This is a genomic window from Pantoea sp. PNA 03-3 (assembly GCF_003201175.1).
Classification (GTDB): domain Bacteria; phylum Pseudomonadota; class Gammaproteobacteria; order Enterobacterales; family Enterobacteriaceae; genus Pantoea; species Pantoea stewartii.
On sequence record NZ_QICO01000008.1, the window covers coordinates 126661 to 144191 of the forward strand.

At 54.8% G+C, this 17531-nt stretch carries 15 protein-coding genes; 12 read left to right on the top strand and 3 right to left on the bottom strand.

Annotated features, from left to right (window positions below):
- Window positions 1–30: 30 nt before the first annotated feature.
- From ugpA to ugpQ, 4 genes are read left to right on the top strand one after another with little or no spacing between them, the layout of a single operon-like run.
- Window positions 31–918: a sn-glycerol-3-phosphate ABC transporter permease UgpA gene (gene ugpA, locus C7433_RS19040; RefSeq protein WP_006121041.1), complete on the top strand. Its 888-nt coding sequence runs from the start codon at window positions 31–33 to the stop codon at window positions 916–918.
- Window positions 915–1760 (top strand): sn-glycerol-3-phosphate ABC transporter permease UgpE, encoded by an 846-nt coding sequence (ugpE, locus tag C7433_RS19045; RefSeq protein WP_006121040.1) that lies wholly within the window; start codon window positions 915–917, stop codon window positions 1758–1760. Before ugpA ends, ugpE begins: the two co-directional genes overlap by 4 nt.
- Window positions 1761–1762: 2 nt before the next feature.
- On the top strand, window positions 1763–2836 hold the full coding sequence (locus tag C7433_RS19050; protein ID WP_033738186.1) for a sn-glycerol-3-phosphate import ATP-binding protein UgpC: 1074 nt from the start codon (window positions 1763–1765) through the stop codon (window positions 2834–2836).
- Window positions 2833–3576 carry a glycerophosphodiester phosphodiesterase gene (gene ugpQ, locus C7433_RS19055; RefSeq protein WP_110268725.1) on the top strand — a complete coding sequence of 248 codons (744 nt, stop codon included), beginning with the start codon at window positions 2833–2835 and terminating at the stop codon, window positions 3574–3576. Before C7433_RS19050 ends, ugpQ begins: the two co-directional genes overlap by 4 nt.
- On the opposite strand, the gene C7433_RS19060 is transcribed toward ugpQ, so the two are convergent.
- On the bottom strand, window positions 3573–3860 hold the full coding sequence (locus tag C7433_RS19060; RefSeq protein ID WP_033738183.1) for a DUF2756 domain-containing protein: 288 nt from the start codon (window positions 3858–3860) through the stop codon (window positions 3573–3575). The genes ugpQ and C7433_RS19060 overlap by 4 nt on opposite strands.
- Before the next feature lie 207 nt (window positions 3861–4067).
- On the opposite strand from C7433_RS19060, the gene ggt reads away from it, so the two are divergent.
- Window positions 4068–5813 (top strand): gamma-glutamyltransferase, encoded by a 1746-nt coding sequence (gene ggt / locus C7433_RS19065; RefSeq protein ID WP_369974390.1) that lies wholly within the window; start codon window positions 4068–4070, stop codon window positions 5811–5813.
- Between the two features lie 33 nt (window positions 5814–5846).
- Here ggt and C7433_RS19070 read toward each other — a convergent pair whose 3' ends face one another.
- On the bottom strand, window positions 5847–6341 hold the full coding sequence (locus tag C7433_RS19070; RefSeq protein ID WP_033738179.1) for a GNAT family N-acetyltransferase: 495 nt from the start codon (window positions 6339–6341) through the stop codon (window positions 5847–5849).
- Between the two features lie 359 nt (window positions 6342–6700).
- Between C7433_RS19070 and C7433_RS19075 the strand changes: the two genes are divergently transcribed.
- The 4 genes from C7433_RS19075 (at window position 6701) to gntU (ending at window position 10509) form a co-directional block, all read left to right on the top strand.
- Window positions 6701–7396, top strand: coding sequence for a pirin family protein (locus C7433_RS19075; RefSeq protein ID WP_033738177.1), 696 nt, complete (start codon window positions 6701–6703; stop codon window positions 7394–7396).
- Window positions 7397–7496: 100 nt separating this feature from the next.
- Window positions 7497–8492: a gluconate operon transcriptional repressor GntR gene (gntR, locus tag C7433_RS19080; RefSeq protein ID WP_110268726.1), complete on the top strand. Its 996-nt coding sequence runs from the start codon at window positions 7497–7499 to the stop codon at window positions 8490–8492.
- A 136-nt stretch (window positions 8493–8628) separates the two neighbouring features.
- Complete coding sequence (gene gntK / locus C7433_RS19085) at window positions 8629–9165, top strand: gluconokinase (protein ID WP_006121033.1); 537 nt, start codon at window positions 8629–8631, stop codon at window positions 9163–9165.
- 3 nt (window positions 9166–9168) lie between these two features.
- Window positions 9169–10509: a gluconate transporter gene (gntU, locus tag C7433_RS19090; protein WP_110268727.1), complete on the top strand. Its 1341-nt coding sequence runs from the start codon at window positions 9169–9171 to the stop codon at window positions 10507–10509.
- A gap of 42 nt (window positions 10510–10551) precedes the next feature.
- Here the strand turns inward: gntU and C7433_RS19095 are convergent, their stop codons facing one another.
- Window positions 10552–11145, bottom strand: coding sequence for a YhgN family NAAT transporter (locus tag C7433_RS19095; RefSeq protein WP_006121032.1), 594 nt, complete (start codon window positions 11143–11145; stop codon window positions 10552–10554).
- Window positions 11146–11364: 219 nt separating this feature from the next.
- On the opposite strand from C7433_RS19095, the gene asd reads away from it, so the two are divergent.
- The 3 genes from asd (at window position 11365) to glgX (ending at window position 17531) form a co-directional block, all read left to right on the top strand.
- Window positions 11365–12474 (top strand): aspartate-semialdehyde dehydrogenase, encoded by a 1110-nt coding sequence (gene asd, locus C7433_RS19100; protein WP_033738171.1) that lies wholly within the window; start codon window positions 11365–11367, stop codon window positions 12472–12474.
- A gap of 897 nt (window positions 12475–13371) precedes the next feature.
- Window positions 13372–15555, top strand: a complete 2184-nt coding sequence (gene glgB / locus C7433_RS19105; protein WP_033738170.1) for a 1,4-alpha-glucan branching enzyme — start codon at window positions 13372–13374, stop codon at window positions 15553–15555.
- Complete coding sequence (gene glgX / locus C7433_RS19110; RefSeq protein ID WP_199227869.1) at window positions 15552–17531, top strand: glycogen debranching protein GlgX; 1980 nt, start codon at window positions 15552–15554, stop codon at window positions 17529–17531. The genes glgB and glgX overlap by 4 nt, the downstream gene beginning before the upstream one ends.

The window sequence follows — 17531 nt, forward strand, 5'->3', positions numbered from 1 at the left end:
GGCCTTTTTTCACCCAAGTCAGAGAACGTTATGTCTCCATCTCGCCCGGTGTTTCGTAATCGCCTGTTACCCTATTTGCTGGTGCTGCCGCAACTCCTGATCACCGCTATTTTCTTTGTCTGGCCAGCGGGTGAAGCGTTGTGGTATTCACTGCAAAACCTGGATCCTTTCGGCATCTCCAGCACCTTTGTGGGTCTGGCGAACTTTGAACGGCTCTTTTCCGACGGGCTTTATCTGGACACCTTCTGGACCACCATCAAGTTCAGCAGCATGGTCGCCTTTTTTGGCATGGTGTCCTCATTGCTCCTGGCGGCGCTGGTGGACTACGTCGTGCGCCTGCGCAAGCTCTATCAGATGTTGCTGCTGTTGCCTTATGCGGTGGCACCGGTGATCGCGGCCGTATTGTGGATGTTTCTGTTCAGTCCCGGCCTGGGGTTGCTGAGCTACCTGCTTAACCACATGGGCTATAACTGGAACTTCGCACAGAACAGCGGCCAGGCTATGTTCCTGGTGGTGCTGGCCTCCGTGTGGCAGCAGATGAGCTACAACTTCCTGTTCTTTTTTGCCGCGTTACAGTCGATACCAAAGTCGCTGGTCGAAGCCGCCGCCATTGATGGGGCAGGGCCGGTGCGTCGGTTCTTCTCTATTTCGCTTCCGTTGATTACCCCGGTGAGTTTTTTCCTGCTGGTGGTCAACCTGATTTATGCCTTCTTCGATACGTTCCCGGTCATTGATGCCGCGACAGGCGGTGGCCCGGTCCAGGCGACGACGACGCTCATCTATAAGATTTATCGTGAAGGCTTTACCGGTCTGGATCTCTCCTCATCTGCTGCGCAGTCCGTGGTGTTGATGCTGTTGGTTATCGCGCTGACCGTCATTCAGTTCCGCTTCGTCGAGCGTAAGGTGCAATATCAATGATTGAAAATCGTCGCGGGCTGGACATTTTCAGCCATGTCGTCCTGGTGCTGGGTATCCTGACCATCCTGTTTCCACTCTATGTGGCTTTTGTGGCCGCCACGCTGGATAACGACGCCGTCTATAACGTCCCGATGACGCTGATTCCCGGTACTCACCTGTGGGAAAACATTTCGCATATCTGGACGCAGGGCGTGAACGGCAACGGTCCGGCCTTTAGCCTGATGCTGATGAACAGCGTTATCATGGCGCTGGGTATCACCGTCGGTAAGATTCTGGTGTCGATTCTGTCCGCTTTTGCCCTGGTGTGGTTTCGCTTCCCCCTGCGCTCACTGTTCTTCTGGATGATCTTTATCACCCTGATGCTGCCGGTCGAAGTGCGCATTTTCCCAACGGTGCAGGTGATTGCCGATCTCAACATGCTGGACAGCTACAGCGGCCTGACACTGCCCTTGATGGCCTCCGCGACGGCCACTTTCCTGTTCCGGCAGTTCTTTATGTCGTTGCCGGATGAGCTTATTGAAGCCGCGCGCATTGACGGTGCCAGCGCGATGCGTTTTTTCTGGGACATCGTGCTGCCCTTGTCAAAAACCAATCTGGCGGCGCTGTTCGTTATCACGTTTATCTACGGCTGGAACCAGTACCTCTGGCCATTATTAATCATTGATAACGCCAGCCTGGGCACGGCCGTGGCGGGGATCAAAAGCATGATCTCTACCAGCGGTTCGCCAACGCAGTGGAACGAAGTCATGGCCGCAATGTTATTAACCCTGATTCCACCCGTGGTGGTGGTGTTTGTTATGCAGCGCGCCTTCGTGCGTGGTCTGGTTGAGAGTGAGAAATAGTGATGGCAGGCGTAACCCTTCAGGCGGTGACCAAATCTTACGACGGTAAAAATCAAATCATCCAGCCGCTCAACGTCACGATCAATGACGGCGAGTTTATGGTGATGGTAGGCCCTTCGGGTTGTGGCAAATCCACGCTGTTGCGCATGGTGGCCGGACTGGAGCGCGTCACGTCCGGCGATATTTATATCGCCGATAAACGCGTCACGCATGAGGAGCCCAAGGATCGCGGCATTGCCATGGTGTTCCAGAACTACGCACTTTATCCCCATATGTCCGTCGAAGAAAATATGGCTTACGGCCTCAGAATTCGTGGGATGAGTAAAGAGCATATTCGCCAACGCGTGCTGGATGCGGCACGGAGCCTGGAGCTGGATCATCTGTTAACGCGCCGTCCACGTGAGTTATCCGGTGGACAGCGCCAGCGCGTGGCCATGGGGCGTGCCATCGTGCGTGAACCCGCCGTGTTTTTGTTCGACGAGCCGCTCTCTAACCTGGATGCGCGCCTGCGCGTACAAATGCGCCTTGAGCTTCAGCAACTGCATCGCCGTCTGCAAACGACCAGCTTATATGTGACGCACGATCAGGTTGAAGCGATGACGCTGGCCCAGCGTGTGATGGTGATGAACAAAGGCGTGCTGGAACAGATTGGCACGCCGGTCGACGTTTACGAGCGCCCGGCCAGCCTGTTTGTGGCCTCCTTTATGGGTTCCCCCGCGATGAGTCTGATACAGGGCAATTTCAGCGAAGATGGCGCGCGCTTTGTGGTTGATGCGTCCCACGCTATTCCGGTGGGCGAGGGCAAAGCCAAATGGGCCAATCGCCCCGTGGTGCTCGGTATCCGGCCCGAACATGTTCAACTCAGTAGCCAGCAGCAGGGCGGCATTCCCTTCCGTGTTGAGACGCTTGAGATGCTGGGTGCCGACAATCTGGCACACGGTCGCATCGGTGAGGCACGTTTAGTGGTACGCTTACCCCATAGCGAGCGCCCGGAAGCAGGCAGCACCCTGTGGCTGCATCTGCCTGTTGAGGCGTTACATTTCTTCGATTCAAGTCACGGGAAGCGTCTGGAATGAGTGAAAAGCAATGGCCCTATCCGCGCATTGTCGCCCATCGTGGTGGTGGCAAGCTGGCACCTGAAAATACCCTTGCTGCGATTGATGTTGGCGCAAAATACGGACATCTGATGATTGAGTTTGATGCCAAACTCTCGGCAGATGCGCACATTTTTCTGCTGCATGACGATACGTTAGATCGCACCAGCGACGGCTGGGGCATTGCGGGCGAGCTCCCGTGGGACAAGCTGTCGCAGCTTGATGCGGGCGGTTGGTTCAGCGCGGCCTTTCAGGGCGAAAAGCTGGCCCGACTGGATGAGGTCGCGGCACGCTGCCGTCAGCATGGTTTGATGGCCAATATCGAAATTAAACCGACCACAGGGACCGACGCCGAAACCGGACGCGCCATTGCGCAGGCCGCTGCCACGCTGTGGCAGGGGCAACCTCTTCCTCTGCTCTCCTCGTTCTCCTTTGTGGCACTGGAAGCGGCCATGCAGGCCGAACCACAACTGCCGCGCGGCCTGTTATCTCATCACTGGGATAACGCATGGCGGGAGAAGACGCGGGCGCTGGACTGCACTTCAATTCACCTGAATCACAAGGTCCTCACTGAGGCCAGAGTCGCTGAGCTGAAAGAGGCCGATCTGCGTATTTTGGTGTATACCGTGAACAGCCCGGAACGGGCAAAGACATTACTGAAATGGGGCGTCGATGCCATCTGTACCGACAGCATCGACAGCATTGGCCCCGATTTTCACTAGTTCATATTCTGTTGGTTCTGCTGCTGGCCCGGCTGCGATTTGATCACGCGCTGCTGGGCACTATCCCGCTGCTCCTGCAACTTCCGCTGTACGTCCTGATTCTGACGCTGTTGGTCCTGCTGTAACTTCGTCTGCTGTTGCTGCGACTGGTTAAGCATCTGGGTCTGCATGCGTTGCTGGCTGGGATTATAGCCAGGCTTGTTGGGATCATTCGTGCTGTTCAGCATGTTCGCCATGCCGGTTAACGGCAGCAGGGCGGCGAAAACCATAAGCCACTTTTTCATTTTAATCCTCCAGTAAACGACCGGTGCTGTGTGTGCATGCCTGAAGCAGGTCATGTGGTCGTTAGCGTAAGTTTATGCGCTGGTTCAGATTACTGCTCCAGGAGTGCACTGAATTTGTGTTAATCCTTGATATTCGGCTTTGTTTGTAGTCAGTTACATAAAGGATAAAGAAATGTAAATAACCGTGAAGGTGGGAACGGAATGATGATGCAAGCCAGGTTACGCCAGCTGAGCTGGTCATTACTAATGAGTTTTACTGTTGTTACGGGGGCAAATGCCGCCCCGGTTCAGGCGCCGCCCGTCTCCTATGGCGTGGACAGTGATACGTTTCATCCGGTCAAAGCCCATAACGGCATGGTAGCGTCAGTCGATGCGCTGGCCACCAATGTGGGCGTGGATATCCTGCGTCAGGGCGGTAACGCGGTCGATGCCGCTGTGGCGGTTGGCTTCGCGCTGGCAGTGACGCATCCGCAGGCGGGCAACCTGGGCGGCGGTGGATTTATGCTGTTGCGAACGGCATCAGGACAGACCACGGCGATCGATTTTCGTGAAATGGCCCCGGCGGCGGCCACGCGCGATATGTTCCTGGACAAGCAAGGCAACGCCGACAGTAAGCTTTCTCTAACGTCACCGCTGGCTTCAGGCACGCCTGGCACCGTGGCTGGCTTTGCGCTGGCGGTGAACAAATACGGTACGCTGCCGCTGAATAAACTTCTGGCACCTGCCATCAAACTGGCGCGCGACGGGTTTATCGTGAATGATGCGCTGGCGGACGATCTTAACACCTATGGCAAGGAAGTCCTGCTCGCCCATCCCAACAGTAAAGCTATTTTCTTCAAACCGGATGGCACGCCCTGGCTGAAAGGCGAACGTCTGGTACAAAAGAATCTGGCTCACAGCCTGCAGTTGATCGCACAACAAGGCCCGGATGCGTTTTATAAAGGCAAGATTGCCGATCAGATTGCGGCCGAGATGGCGCAGCATGGCGGCCTGATAACGAAAGCCGATCTCGCGGCCTATCATGCGGTAGAGCGTAAGCCGATCAGCGGCACTTACCGGGGCTATGAGGTCTTCTCGATGCCACCACCCTCATCGGGCGGTATTCATATCGTGCAGATCCTGAATATCCTGGAAAATTTCGATCTGGGAAAAATGGGTTTTGGCAGCGCCGACGCCATGCAGGTCATGGCTGAAGCAGAGAAGTATGCCTATGCCGATCGTTCCGAGTATCTGGGCGATCCAGACTTCGTCAAAGTCCCGTGGCAGGCGCTGACCAGCAAAGCCTATGCCAAATCGCTGGCACAGCAAATCGATCTGGCGAAGGCACGGCCATCCAGTGATATTAAGCCCGGTAAACTGGCCCCTTACGAAAGTAATCAAACCACTCACTTCTCTGTGGTGGACAAAAGCGGCAATGCGGTTGCGGTAACCTACACCTTAAACACTAACTTCGGCAGTGGCATCGTAGCGGGTAACAGCGGCATTCTGATGAACAACCAGATGGATGATTTCTCGGCCAAACCGGGCACGCCGAATGTATATGGGCTGGTGGGCGGGGAAGCCAACGCGGTGCAGGCTGGCAAACGTCCGTTATCCTCAATGTCACCGACTATCGTTGCGAAGGACGGAAAAACCTGGCTGGTTACCGGTAGCCCGGGCGGCAGTCGCATTATCACCACGGTATTACAAATGGTCGTGAACAGCATTGATTACGGCATGAACGTGGCAGAGGCGACCAATGCGCCGCGTTTCCATCACCAGTGGCTGCCCGATCAGTTACGGGTTGAGAAGGGCTTCAGCCCGGATACGTTGCGCTTACTCGAAGCGAAAGGGCAACACGTTAAAGTGCAACCGGCCATGGGCAGTACACAAAGTATTATGATTGGTCCTGACGGTACGCTGTACGGTGCGTCTGATCCCCGCACGGTGGGCGATCTGAGTGCCGGTTATTGATATCGGTGGGCAGCCTTCTGGCTGCCCGTTTCGTTATGCTCTGATACGCGCCATAAAATGCGCATCTGTCATGTTCCCCTCGCGTATCGCATAGCGCTGCGCGGTGCCTTCAATTCGGAAACCGAACTGCTGGTACAGCGCGATTGCTTTGTGATTATCAGCAAAGACCGTCAGTTCAATGCGCGTCACCTGAAGCCAGTTGTCGCAAAGATCGACCATTGCCGCCATCAAAGCTTTGCCCACCCCGCGTCGATGAAACGCCGGATCAACGCCCATCCCTATGCTGGCGCAGTGTCGCCGCCGTGCTGTCGTAACGCCTTCAAGCGTGAGTTGCCCGACCACCTGCTCATCAATACAGGCTACCAACATATGCACACCGGCGCGTGGACTGGCCAGTTTTTGCTCCCATAGTGAGGGCGAGGGATAGGGCAGGTGCAGGGTTGCGGCCTGGGTTTCAGGCTGGCTGTAAAGACGAGTTAACGCGGGGGCATCAGCCGGGACAGCATGGCGAATCATCACTGAAGGCATGGCGGTTATCCTTATGAGCACGTGGTAAGCCCTTTAAACATCAGGGGATTTACGTCAGGCGTCAACAGAAATAATACACAAAAGCGCTTTACAGACGAGAATGATAATGATTATTATTGTCATGCCTTCTGGATGTTGTCGAGACGTCAGAAAGCACGACATTGCTCACATTGCTTCCAGTATTATTTAGCCAGCCGGGTGCTGGCTTTTTTTTTGCGCGCCCGTCCTGCTTTCCTTCAGTTCCGTTCAACAACCCTTTGCCAGAGGTTCATAATTTTTGAACAGAGAGGTGAAGTTTTTCAGCTATCAATCTTTCTCACCTGATACCAAACTATAAAAAACAGTGAGGAGATTTGAACATGATCTATTTACGTAAAGCTGAAGAACGTGGCCACGCTAATCATGGCTGGCTGGACAGCTGGCACACCTTCTCGTTTGCCAACTATTACGATGCAAATTTTATGGGCTTCTCAGCCCTGCGGGTGATTAATGAAGATGTGATCGATCCCGGCCAGGGATTTGGTACGCATCCGCATAAAGACATGGAAATTTTGACCTATGTCCTGTCGGGTACCGTGGAACACCAGGACAGCATGGGCAACAAGGAACAGATTCCCGCGGGTGAGTTCCAGATCATGAGTGCAGGTACCGGCGTACGTCATTCAGAATACAACGCCAGCAAAACAGAACCGCTGCATCTTTACCAAATCTGGATCATTCCAGAGCGCACGGGGATTGAGCCGCGTTACGATCAGCGTCGCTTTCCGGATGTGCAGGGTCGCCAGTTTATCCTCACCCCGGATGCCCGTGACGGTTCGCTCAAAGTCTGGCAGGACATGACGCTATCGCGCTGGGTATTTGCGGCAGGCGAAAGCGACAGCGTGACCATTGAGCCGGGACGCCGTATCTGGATTCAGGTTGTCAAAGGCGACGTGAAGGTGAACGGGCAATCCGCGTCAAACAGTGATGCCTTTGCCGTTTGGGACGAAACTGGCCTGACGCTTGAAGCCGACAGCGCGGCCGAAGTGTTGTTGTTCGACCTGCCGCCGGTCTGAGCCTGAAGGGGGCGAGCCTGTCTCGCCCCATTAGCAATCTGCCTTTAAAAAAGTGGTAGACTCGTCGTCATGTGCTTTCAGCGAGATCCAGGCGCTTACGATGAAGAAGAAAAGACCGGTTTTACAGGACGTTGCCGATCGTATCGGTATCACCAAAATGACTGTCAGTCGTTATCTGCGCAATCCTGAGCAGGTGTCGGTTGCGCTGGGGGAGAAGATCGCCGTTGCGCTGGATGAGTTGGGTTACATCCCCAATCGCGCCCCCGATATGCTGTCTAACGCGACCAGCCGCGCTATCGGCGTGTTGCTGCCCTCGCTGACCAATCAGGTGTTCGCCGATGTTCTGCGGGGAATCGAAGCGGTGACGGATGAAGCCGGTTACCAGACGCTGGTGGCACACTTTGGTTATAACCCGGAAAAAGAGGAGCGCCAGCTGCGGTCGCTGCTTGGCTGGAACATCGATGGCGTGATTCTGACCGAACGCACACATACAGCAGGGACGTTACGCATGCTGGAGGTGGCCGGTATTCCGGTGATTGAAATGATGGACAGCGTTACGCCCTGTCTGGATATGGCGGTAGGCTTTGACAACGTCGAAGCCGCCCGGCAAATGACGCTGGCGATTCTGAAAAAAGGGCACCGTCATACCGTTTATCTGGGGGCGCGCCTGGATGAACGCACGCTGCAAAAGCAGCGGGGTTATGAAAGTGCCATGCGCGAAGCCGGATTAACGCCGCGCAGTGTCATGATGGAAGAAGCCTCCTCTTTCAGTGCCGGTGGCGAATTGCTCCGCGAAGCGCAGCGACGCTATCCTCAGACGGACAGCCTGTTCTGTACCAACGACGATTTGGCGGTGGGCGCGATGTTTGAGTGCCAGCGCCAGGGACTTCAGGTGCCTTCCCAAATGGCTATTGCCGGTTTTCACGGTCATGATATCAGTCAGGTGGTGACGCCTGCGCTGGCGACGGTTCTGACGCCGCGTGACCAAATAGGTCGTGAATCGGCCGCGTTGTTGCTGGCGCGCATTGCCGGCGAAAACCGGGTCAGCCAGCCGCTGGATATGGGATTTGCTATTGTGGAAGGCGGCAGTATCTGATTCGCGCAAATTTATGAGTCAGCTCACACTTTAAGGCTTCAGTCAGTAAAAAGGTTGCCAGAGTGTAATGTCACCAGGAGAATGATAAGCATCATTGTTATCGGTAACATGGCACATTGACTTGCCGGAGTAGAAAATGACGACGCAATCCACGCCACATCACGTTTTTATTTTGATGGGTGTTTCAGGCAGCGGCAAATCCGTTGTGGCAAACCGGGTCTCCCACCAGTTGAACACCGCTTTTCTCGATGGCGATTTTCTTCATCCCCGCGCCAATATCTTAAAGATGGCAGAAGGCCATCCGCTGGACGATAACGACCGTTTGCCATGGTTACAGGCATTGAACGACGCGGCGTTCGCTATGCAACGTACGCAGGCGATCTCCATCATCGTCTGCTCAGCGTTGAAAAAGCATTACCGCGATATGCTTCGACAGGGCAACGACAACCTGCGTTTTGTCTACCTGAAAGGGGATTTCGACACCATCGAATCGCGTCTGAAAGCGCGCAAAGGGCACTTCTTTAAGCCGCAAATGCTGGTAACACAATTTGCGACGCTGGAAGAGCCGGGTGCGGATGAAACGGATGTGCTGGCTGTCGATATCACGCACTCCCTGGACGAGGTTGTAGCGGCAACGGTTGCAACCATTAAGGATGCAATCAATCAAGGCTAGACCATGAATACCGCAACACTTATTTTGACTGCAGCAGGCTCTGTCCTGCTGCTGCTTTTTCTGGTGATGAAAGCCCGGATGCATGCTTTTCTTGCCCTGATGTTGGTTTCTGTAGGCGCGGGTCTGTTGTCGGGCATGCCGCTGGATAAAATCGCGGAAACGATGCAGAAAGGCATGGGCGGCACGCTCGGTTTCTTAGCCATCGTCGTGGCGCTGGGTGCCATGTTTGGCAAGATCCTGCATGAAACCGGGGCGGTGGATCAGATTGCGATTCGCATGCTGAAAACCTTTGGCGAGAGCCGGGCGCATTTTGCCATGGGCATTGCCGGCTTAATCTGCGCGTTGCCGCTGTTCTTTGAGGTGGCCGTAGTGCTGCTGATTAGCATCGCATTCGCTGTCGCCAGGCGGACAGGGGATAACCTGGTCAGGCTGGTTATTCCCTTGTTTGCCGGTGTGGCGGCGGCGGCGGCCTTTTTGCTGCCGGGCCCTGCGCCCATGCTGTTAGCTTCGCAAATGCATGCGGATTTCGGCTGGATGATTTTGCTTGGGCTGTCTGCCGCTCTGCCGGGCATGCTGATTGCCGGGCCGTTGTTTGGCAATTTTATCGCGAAGCGCGTAACGTTCAGCGCACCACCGGAAGATCATCAGCCCGACGTTGATGCCGGCAAGCTGCCCTCTTTTGGCTTTAGCCTGGCGCTTATCCTGTTTCCACTTGTGCTGGTGGGACTGAAAACCATTGGTGCACGCTTTACCGCTGAGGGTTCTACACTTTACGAGTGGCTGGAATTCATCGGGCATCCCTTCATCGCGATTCTGCTGGCCTGTCTGGTCGCTATCTATGGCCTGGCGTACCGTCAGGGCATGGATAAAGAAAAAGTGATGCAGATTTGTGGCAGTGCGCTGCAGCCTGCGGGGATTATTTTGCTGGTAATAGGAGCGGGCGGCGTCTTTAAACAGGTGCTGGTCGATTCTGGCGTAGGGCCGGTACTGGGCAATGCCTTAACCGGTGCCGGGCTGCCGGTTGCCCTGGCCTGTTTTATTCTGTCCGGTGCGGTCCGGGTGATTCAGGGGTCGGCGACGGTGGCCTGCCTGACGACGGTGGGCTTGATCATGCCGGTGATAGAACCGTTGCATTACTCCGGCGCACAGCTGGCAGCCTTGTCCATCTGTATCGGCGGCGGTTCCATTATTATCAGCCATGTTAATGATGCGGGCTTCTGGTTGTTTGGCCGCTTCACCGGCGCGACCGAAGGTGAAACGCTCAAGACATGGACGCTGATGGAAACCATTTTAGGTACCGTGGGCGCGGTGGTCGGGATGATCGCTTTTACCCTGCTCACCTGAGCGATTTAACCCGGGCAACGCTGCCCGGGTTAACGCCGACAGCTATAGCTTCAGATACACACGAATCCCGTCTAAAAACATCTGCGTCGCCAGCATAATCAGGATCAATCCCATCAGGCGCTCCAGTGCGTTAACGCCTTTGTCCCCCAGCAGACGCAGAAACAGGCCCGATAACAGCAGGATCATCACCGTTACGCCCCAGGCGATGAGTAAGGCTCCAACCAGATGCGACATCTGGTTCGGATACTGGTGGGATAACAGCATCAGTGTCGCCAGCAGTGAAGGCCCCGCCACCAGGGGGATGGCCAGCGGCACCAGAAAGGGTTCTTCGCCCGCCGGTAACCCGGTACTGCTGCTTTCCGGCGAGGGGAAAATCATCTTAATAGCGATTAAAAACAGGATAACGCCACCGGAAATGGAGACGGTTTCGGTACGCAGATTAAGGAAGGCCAGAATGCGTTCGCCCGTGAATAAAAACAATAACATGATGATAAGGGCAATCAGCATTTCGCGAATAAGCACGACGCGCCGACGTTTGGGTTCCAGATGCTTTAAAACCGACATAAAAATCGGCAAATTGCCCAACGGATCCATTATTAACAACAATAATATTGTTGCTGAGATCATTTCAGTCATTCGTTTAACATCTTCTCGTTATAGATAAAGCCGGGTTATTAGCAGGGCTGCTGAAAAAGTTGGCCCGATTACATTAATTCACTTGCCAGAAAATCTGCATTTTGTAGAGTTAATCATCACAGGCAACGTTGATTATTACGCAGAGTGGCGTGAAAGTACCACGACACTTTTCCCTTCGATGAGAAAGTCAGGTGTTTATCACCCTGAAACGGATATGACATGAAGAATGTAGGTTTAGTGGGTTGGCGCGGTATGGTGGGTTCAGTGCTGATGTCCCGCATGAGTGAAGAACGTGATTTTGATGTAATCAATCCGGTCTTCTTCTCCACTTCACAACATGGTGAAGCGGCCCCGACGTTTGCGGGCAAACAGCAGGGAACATTGCAGGACGCCTTTGATATTGACGCGTTGAAGGCGCTGGATATCATCATTACTTGCCAAGGCGGCGACTATACCTCTGAGGTGTATCCGAAATTGCGTGCCAGTGGCTGGAATGGCTACTGGATTGATGCGGCGTCCACGCTGCGCATGAAAGACGATGCCATTATTATCCTGGATCCGGTTAACCATCAGGTTATTCGTCAGGGCATCGACAGCGGCATCAAAACTTTTGTTGGCGGCAACTGTACGGTGAGTCTGATGTTGATGTCACTGGGCGGCCTGTTCGCACATGATTTGGTTGAATGGGTCTCCGTGGCTACGTATCAGGCTGCGTCCGGGGGCGGTGCCCGTCACATGCGCGAGCTGCTCACACAGATGGGCATGCTGCACGATCACGTGGCGACCTCGTTGCAAAATCCTGCCTCTGCCATTCTGGATATCGAACGTAGCGTGACGGATTTCACGCGCTCTGGCACGTTGCCGACGGATAATTTCGGCGTGCCGTTAGCGGGCAGCCTGATTCCGTGGATCGACAAGCAGCTTGATAATGGCCAAAGCCGCGAAGAGTGGAAAGGACAGGCTGAGACTAACAAGATTCTGGCGACCCCGCGCGTCATTCCTGTCGATGGACTTTGCGTCCGTGTCGGTGCGCTGCGCTGTCACAGTCAGGCTTTCACGCTGAAACTTAAAAAAGATCTGCCGCTGGCCGAGATTGAGCAACTGCTGGCGTCCCATAATGAATGGGTAAAAGTCGTGCCTAACGATCGTGAAATCACTATGCGTGAACTGACGCCTGCGGCGGTAACGGGGACGCTGAACACGCCGGTCGGCCGTCTGCGCAAACTGAATATGGGGCCAGAATACCTCTCGGCCTTTACCGTGGGCGATCAGCTACTGTGGGGTGCGGCTGAGCCGTTGCGCCGCATGTTACGTCTGTTGATCGACTAAATCTGAAAGACGAAAAAGACCGGGTTTTTCCGGTCTTTTTTCTACAAATCCCTGCAAACTGTTCTACCGTTACGATCACTAAGTGATCCGCTTCCCCTTTTTGCCTGTCCAGAAATAAATTTTTGCTGATCTGCTCTGTCAACGCTCGCCGCCAAGCTATGATTTAACAAGGGCGTGTAACAGACGGGCTGTTTTAATGTATTCACTAACTGGTTGTTGTGGCTGGTAAAGACAGACTTTTTTCGGTGCAAGCTGGCCGCGTTTTTTTTCAAAAGGCGCATGGTTCCGGCGTGTGAGCAGCATCCTGTCACACTGTTAACGCACACTCGGCAGTTGTCCGTTTTATGTCATGTTAAAGCGGCCAGGGAAATGTCGCCGTGGCTCACGGCTCACGGCGCGTAAGACAGGTGGCGAGTCCGGCAGGCCGTTGACCGCCTTTCGTCCATACGGCACGCAGGCATGATGATCGCGCCAAAAAAAGATACTGCATTTGAGTGAAGATTATGAGACATAAATCCGTTATGTATTAATATATTTTACTGTTTTTCATCATTGTGCAAGGGCGCTCACATACCGGCTCCGCGGTTGAAGTCGACGGTATACAGGTAAATCGTCCGAATGACGCAGGATTGCATCAGGAACCGGACGGCAGGGAAAAGTCAAAATTATCTAATGTCTCGGAGTGCCGGATAGTCGTCTGGTGATACTGCGGGATTAGCATCAAGCAGACAGGCTTAATGCTTACTGGTTGTGATTTAAGGAGGCGCGTGGTGACAAGCGTTTTTTGCTGGCGCCCACGCCGCTGTACTCATGGCTCAATGAAGAGCAGCGCAAGAGATATGCGATAGCGCGTGCATCGTGGTCTTTTAGCCTGCCAACTATCACAGGAAGAAAGTCATGTCAGAGCTACCCGATCGCCAGGCGATCAATGCCCTTTTTGCGGGTAACTATTCCGACCCCTTTTCGCTGCTGGGGATGCATAAAACGGAAAACGGTCTTGAAGTGCGGGCGTTGCTCCCCGAGGCCCTTGAAGTCTGGGTTATCGAAACCTCCACAGGACGTAAGCTTGCTCAACTGAAATGCGATGACGCGCGCGGGTTTTTCAGCGGCGTTATTCCTCGTCGTAAAAATCCCTTTCGCTATCAACTGGCTGTGAACTGGCATGGTCAGCAAAACCTCATCGATGATGCTTACCGCTTTGGTCCTCTGTTGCAGGAGATGGATTTGTGGCTGCTGGCGGAAGGAACTCACCTTCGGCCTTATGAAACCCTGGGCGCGCACGGTGATGTGATTGATGGCGTCATCGGCACGCGTTTCTGCGTCTGGGCTCCTAATGCGCGTCGTGTCTCCGTTGTCGGTGATTTCAACTTTTGGGATGGCCGTCGCCATCCGATGCGTTTGCGCCAGGAAATGGGGGTCTGGGAGCTGTTTGTTCCTGGGGCCATTAACGGGCAGCTCTATAAATTTGAAATCATCGATGCGCAGGGTCAGTTGCGAATCAAAGCCGATCCCTATGCCTTTGAGGCGCAAATGCGGCCACAAACGGCCTCGATGATTTGTGGCCTGCCAGAAAAAGTCGAGATGTCAGAGGCCCGTAAAGCGGCCAATGGCTTCGACAAGCCTGTTTCGATTTACGAAGTTCACCTGGGATCGTGGCGTCGCCATACCGACAACAACTTCTGGCTCAGCTACAAAGAGCTGGCTGAACAGCTGGTGCCTTACGTGAAAGAGATGGGGTTTACCCATATCGAATTGCTGCCCATCAATGAGCATCCTTTTGACGGCAGTTGGGGCTATCAGCCGCTGGGCATGTATGCGCCCACGCGCCGTTTTGGCACCCGGGATGATTTCCGTCACTTTATCGAGACGGCCCATGCAGCGGGACTCAACGTTCTGCTGGACTGGGTGCCAGGCCATTTCCCCAGCGATGACTTTGGCCTGGCGAAATACGATGGCACAGAACTGTACGAACACAGCGATCCGCGTGAAGGCTACCATCAGGACTGGAACACACTGATTTACAACTTTGGTCGCCGCGAAGTCAGTAACTACCTGTCAGGCAATGCGCTTTACTGGCTGGAACGTTTTGGTATTGATGGTCTGCGCGTGGATGCCGTTGCTTCAATGATCTATCGCGATTACAGCCGCGCCGAGGGCGAATGGATCCCCAATCAATATGGCGGTCGGGAAAATCTCGAAGCGATTAACTTCCTGCGCTACACCAACCGCACGCTGGGGCATGTTGCGCCCGGTACGGTGACGATGGCCGAAGAGTCTACCGATTATCCCGGCGTTTCACGTCCTCCTGAAAGCGGCGGCCTGGGATTCTGGTACAAATGGAATCTGGGCTGGATGCATGACACGCTCGACTACATGAAGCTCGATCCCGTTCATCGCCGTTACCATCACAACCTGATGAGCTTCGGCATCATGTACAACTACAGCGAAAACTTTGTCCTGCCGTTGTCCCACGACGAGGTGGTGCACGGTAAACGCTCTATCCTGGATCGCATGCCCGGCGACGCCTGGCAAAAATTTGCCAACCTCCGCGCCTACTACGGCTGGATGTGGGCGTTCCCGGGTAAAAAACTGCTGTTTATGGGCAACGAATTCGCACAGGGCAAAGAGTGGAACCATGATGTCAGCCTGGACTGGCATTTGCTGGAAGGGGAAGACAACTGGCACCACGGTGTGCAGCGTCTGGTGCGCGATTTGAACCATACCTACCAATATTACACCCCGCTTCATCAGCTTGATTTCGATCCGGCCGGATTCGAGTGGCTGGTGGTGGATGACGCCGAACATTCAGTTTTTGCCTTTGTGCGTCGCGATCGTGAAGGCAATGAAATCATTGTCGTCAGCAACTTTACGCCTGTACCGCGGCCGGGCTATCGCTTTGGCGTCAATCAGGCGGGCAGCTGGCGCGAAGTCATCAATACCGATCAGCATGACTATCACGGCAGCGACGTACGTAATCATCGTGTCCATACCGATCAGCAGGAAAGCCACGGTCGTCCCCAGTCACTGAGCCTGAACTTACCGCCGCTGGCGACGGTATGGTTGGTGCGGGAGGGAGAATGATTGTGCGTGCCGGACATCCCCACCCGCTGGGTGCCAGCTATGACGGGAAGGGCGTAAACTTTACGCTGTTTTCCCATCATGCTGAGCGCGTTGAACTCTGCCTCTTCGACGAGAACGGCCTTGAGCAGCGCGTTGAACTCCCTGCGCGTAGCGGCGATATCTGGCACGGTTATCTCCCGGGCGTCCAGCCCGGACAGCGCTATGGTTACCGGGTTTATGGCCCCTGGGCACCGCAGGCGGGGCATGTTTTCAATCCCGCCAGGCTGCTGGTCGATCCCTGTGCCAAAGCGGTGCTGGGCGACATCCCCGACGATCCGCGTTTCCACTGTGGCTACACGGAACCCGACACACGCGATAACGCGGCGCTGGCACCCAAATCTGTCGTGGTGATGGAGGATTTCGACTGGCAGGGAGATCAGGCTCCGCGCACGCCATGGGGCAGCAGCGTGATTTATGAAGCCCATGTTCGCGGTTTGACCCAACTGCATCCCGGTATTCCTGAGGCACTGCGTGGCACTTATGCCGCACTGGCGCATCCTGTGATGATCGATTACCTGCTCCAACTGGGCATTACGGCTATCGAGTTACTGCCTGTGGCCCACTTTGCCAGCGAGCCGCGCCTGTTGCGTCTGGGCTTAACCAACTACTGGGGCTATAACCCTTTTGCCCTCTGGGCGGTCGATCCTCGTTATGCTTCCGGCCAGGATGGGCTGTCTCCGCTGCAGGAGTTTCAGCAGACGGTGAAGCGCCTGCATGCTGCGGGCATTGAAGTGCTCCTGGACGTGGTGTTTAACCATACGGCAGAACTGGATGAGACCGGGCCGACAATATCCTTTCGCGGCATCGACAATGCCAGCTATTACTGGCTCGACGACCAGGGCGGTTATCACAACTGGACTGGCTGCGGTAACACACTCAATCTGAGCCATCCTCAGGTCATGAACTGGATACTGGAGGCGTTGCGCTACTGGGTGCGCGTCTGCCACGTGGATGGCTTTCGCTTTGATCTGGCACCGGTTCTGGGGCGTGAGCCTGACTACCATCGCGACGCCGCGCTGTTCGAGGCCATGCGCGCCTGCCCGATCCTGTCAACGGTCAAACTGATTGCCGAGCCCTGGGATATTGGCCCCAATGGTTATCAGGTAGGGAATTTCCCCGCACAGTTTGCTGAATGGAACGATCAGTTTCGTGATACGGCCCGCCGGACGTGGCTGCATGGGGATGTGACGATGGGGGATTTTGTCCGCCGGTTTGCCGCCTCAAGCGACCTTTTTCAGCACAATGGCCGCAAGCCCCATGCCAGCCTGAATATGATCACCGCGCATGATGGTTTCACGCTGCGCGATCTGGTGAGCTTCAGTCAAAAACATAATGAAGCCAACGGCGAACAAAACCGTGACGGACACGGTAACAATTACAGCCATAACCATGGTACAGAAGGATTGGTGGTCAGTGCGGATGTGGCCCAGCGCCGCAGGCGCAGCACGGAAGCGCTGCTGACGACGTTGTTGCTTGCTCAGGGCACACCGATGCTGCTGGCCGGGGACGAGCGTGGTCAAACCCAGCACGGCAACAATAATGCCTACTGCCAGGACAACCCACTGACCTGGCTCAAGTGGGACGATGAAGAAAAAGGCCTTGTCGACTTTACCGCATCGCTGATTCACCTGCGTAAGCGCATTCCGGCACTCACTGCGGATAGCTGGTGGCAGAACGAGGACGGCAATGTCGAGTGGCTGGATGACCAGGGTAAACCTGTGGATGAAGGCGGCTGGAAGCAGGGCATGCGCAGGTTGCAAATTCTGCTCTCTGGTTGCTGGTTAATAACAATAAATGCGACAGATACGCAATGTGATATCGCCTTACCAGACGGAGAATGGCACGTCCTTCCTCCTTTTACCGGGGAATGTAACCCCATCCGATTAACTGTCTGGCATGGTCCCGCACACGCTGTGTGTGTGTTCCAAAAGCAATGA

Coding starts and splice junctions, on each gene's coding strand:
- ugpA (WP_006121041.1), top strand. CDS start 31: ATGTCTCCATCTCGCCCGGTGTTTCGTAATCGCCTGTTACCCTATTTG.
- ugpE (WP_006121040.1), top strand. CDS start 915: ATGATTGAAAATCGTCGCGGGCTGGACATTTTCAGCCATGTCGTCCTG.
- C7433_RS19050 (WP_033738186.1), top strand. CDS start 1,763: ATGGCAGGCGTAACCCTTCAGGCGGTGACCAAATCTTACGACGGTAAA.
- ugpQ (WP_110268725.1), top strand. CDS start 2,833: ATGAGTGAAAAGCAATGGCCCTATCCGCGCATTGTCGCCCATCGTGGT.
- C7433_RS19060 (WP_033738183.1), bottom strand. CDS start 3,860: ATGAAAAAGTGGCTTATGGTTTTCGCCGCCCTGCTGCCGTTAACCGGC.
- ggt (WP_369974390.1), top strand. CDS start 4,068: ATGCAAGCCAGGTTACGCCAGCTGAGCTGGTCATTACTAATGAGTTTT.
- C7433_RS19070 (WP_033738179.1), bottom strand. CDS start 6,341: ATGCCTTCAGTGATGATTCGCCATGCTGTCCCGGCTGATGCCCCCGCG.
- C7433_RS19075 (WP_033738177.1), top strand. CDS start 6,701: ATGATCTATTTACGTAAAGCTGAAGAACGTGGCCACGCTAATCATGGC.
- gntR (WP_110268726.1), top strand. CDS start 7,497: ATGAAGAAGAAAAGACCGGTTTTACAGGACGTTGCCGATCGTATCGGT.
- gntK (WP_006121033.1), top strand. CDS start 8,629: ATGACGACGCAATCCACGCCACATCACGTTTTTATTTTGATGGGTGTT.
- gntU (WP_110268727.1), top strand. CDS start 9,169: ATGAATACCGCAACACTTATTTTGACTGCAGCAGGCTCTGTCCTGCTG.
- C7433_RS19095 (WP_006121032.1), bottom strand. CDS start 11,145: ATGACTGAAATGATCTCAGCAACAATATTATTGTTGTTAATAATGGAT.
- asd (WP_033738171.1), top strand. CDS start 11,365: ATGAAGAATGTAGGTTTAGTGGGTTGGCGCGGTATGGTGGGTTCAGTG.
- glgB (WP_033738170.1), top strand. CDS start 13,372: ATGTCAGAGCTACCCGATCGCCAGGCGATCAATGCCCTTTTTGCGGGT.
- glgX (WP_199227869.1), top strand. CDS start 15,552: ATGATTGTGCGTGCCGGACATCCCCACCCGCTGGGTGCCAGCTATGAC.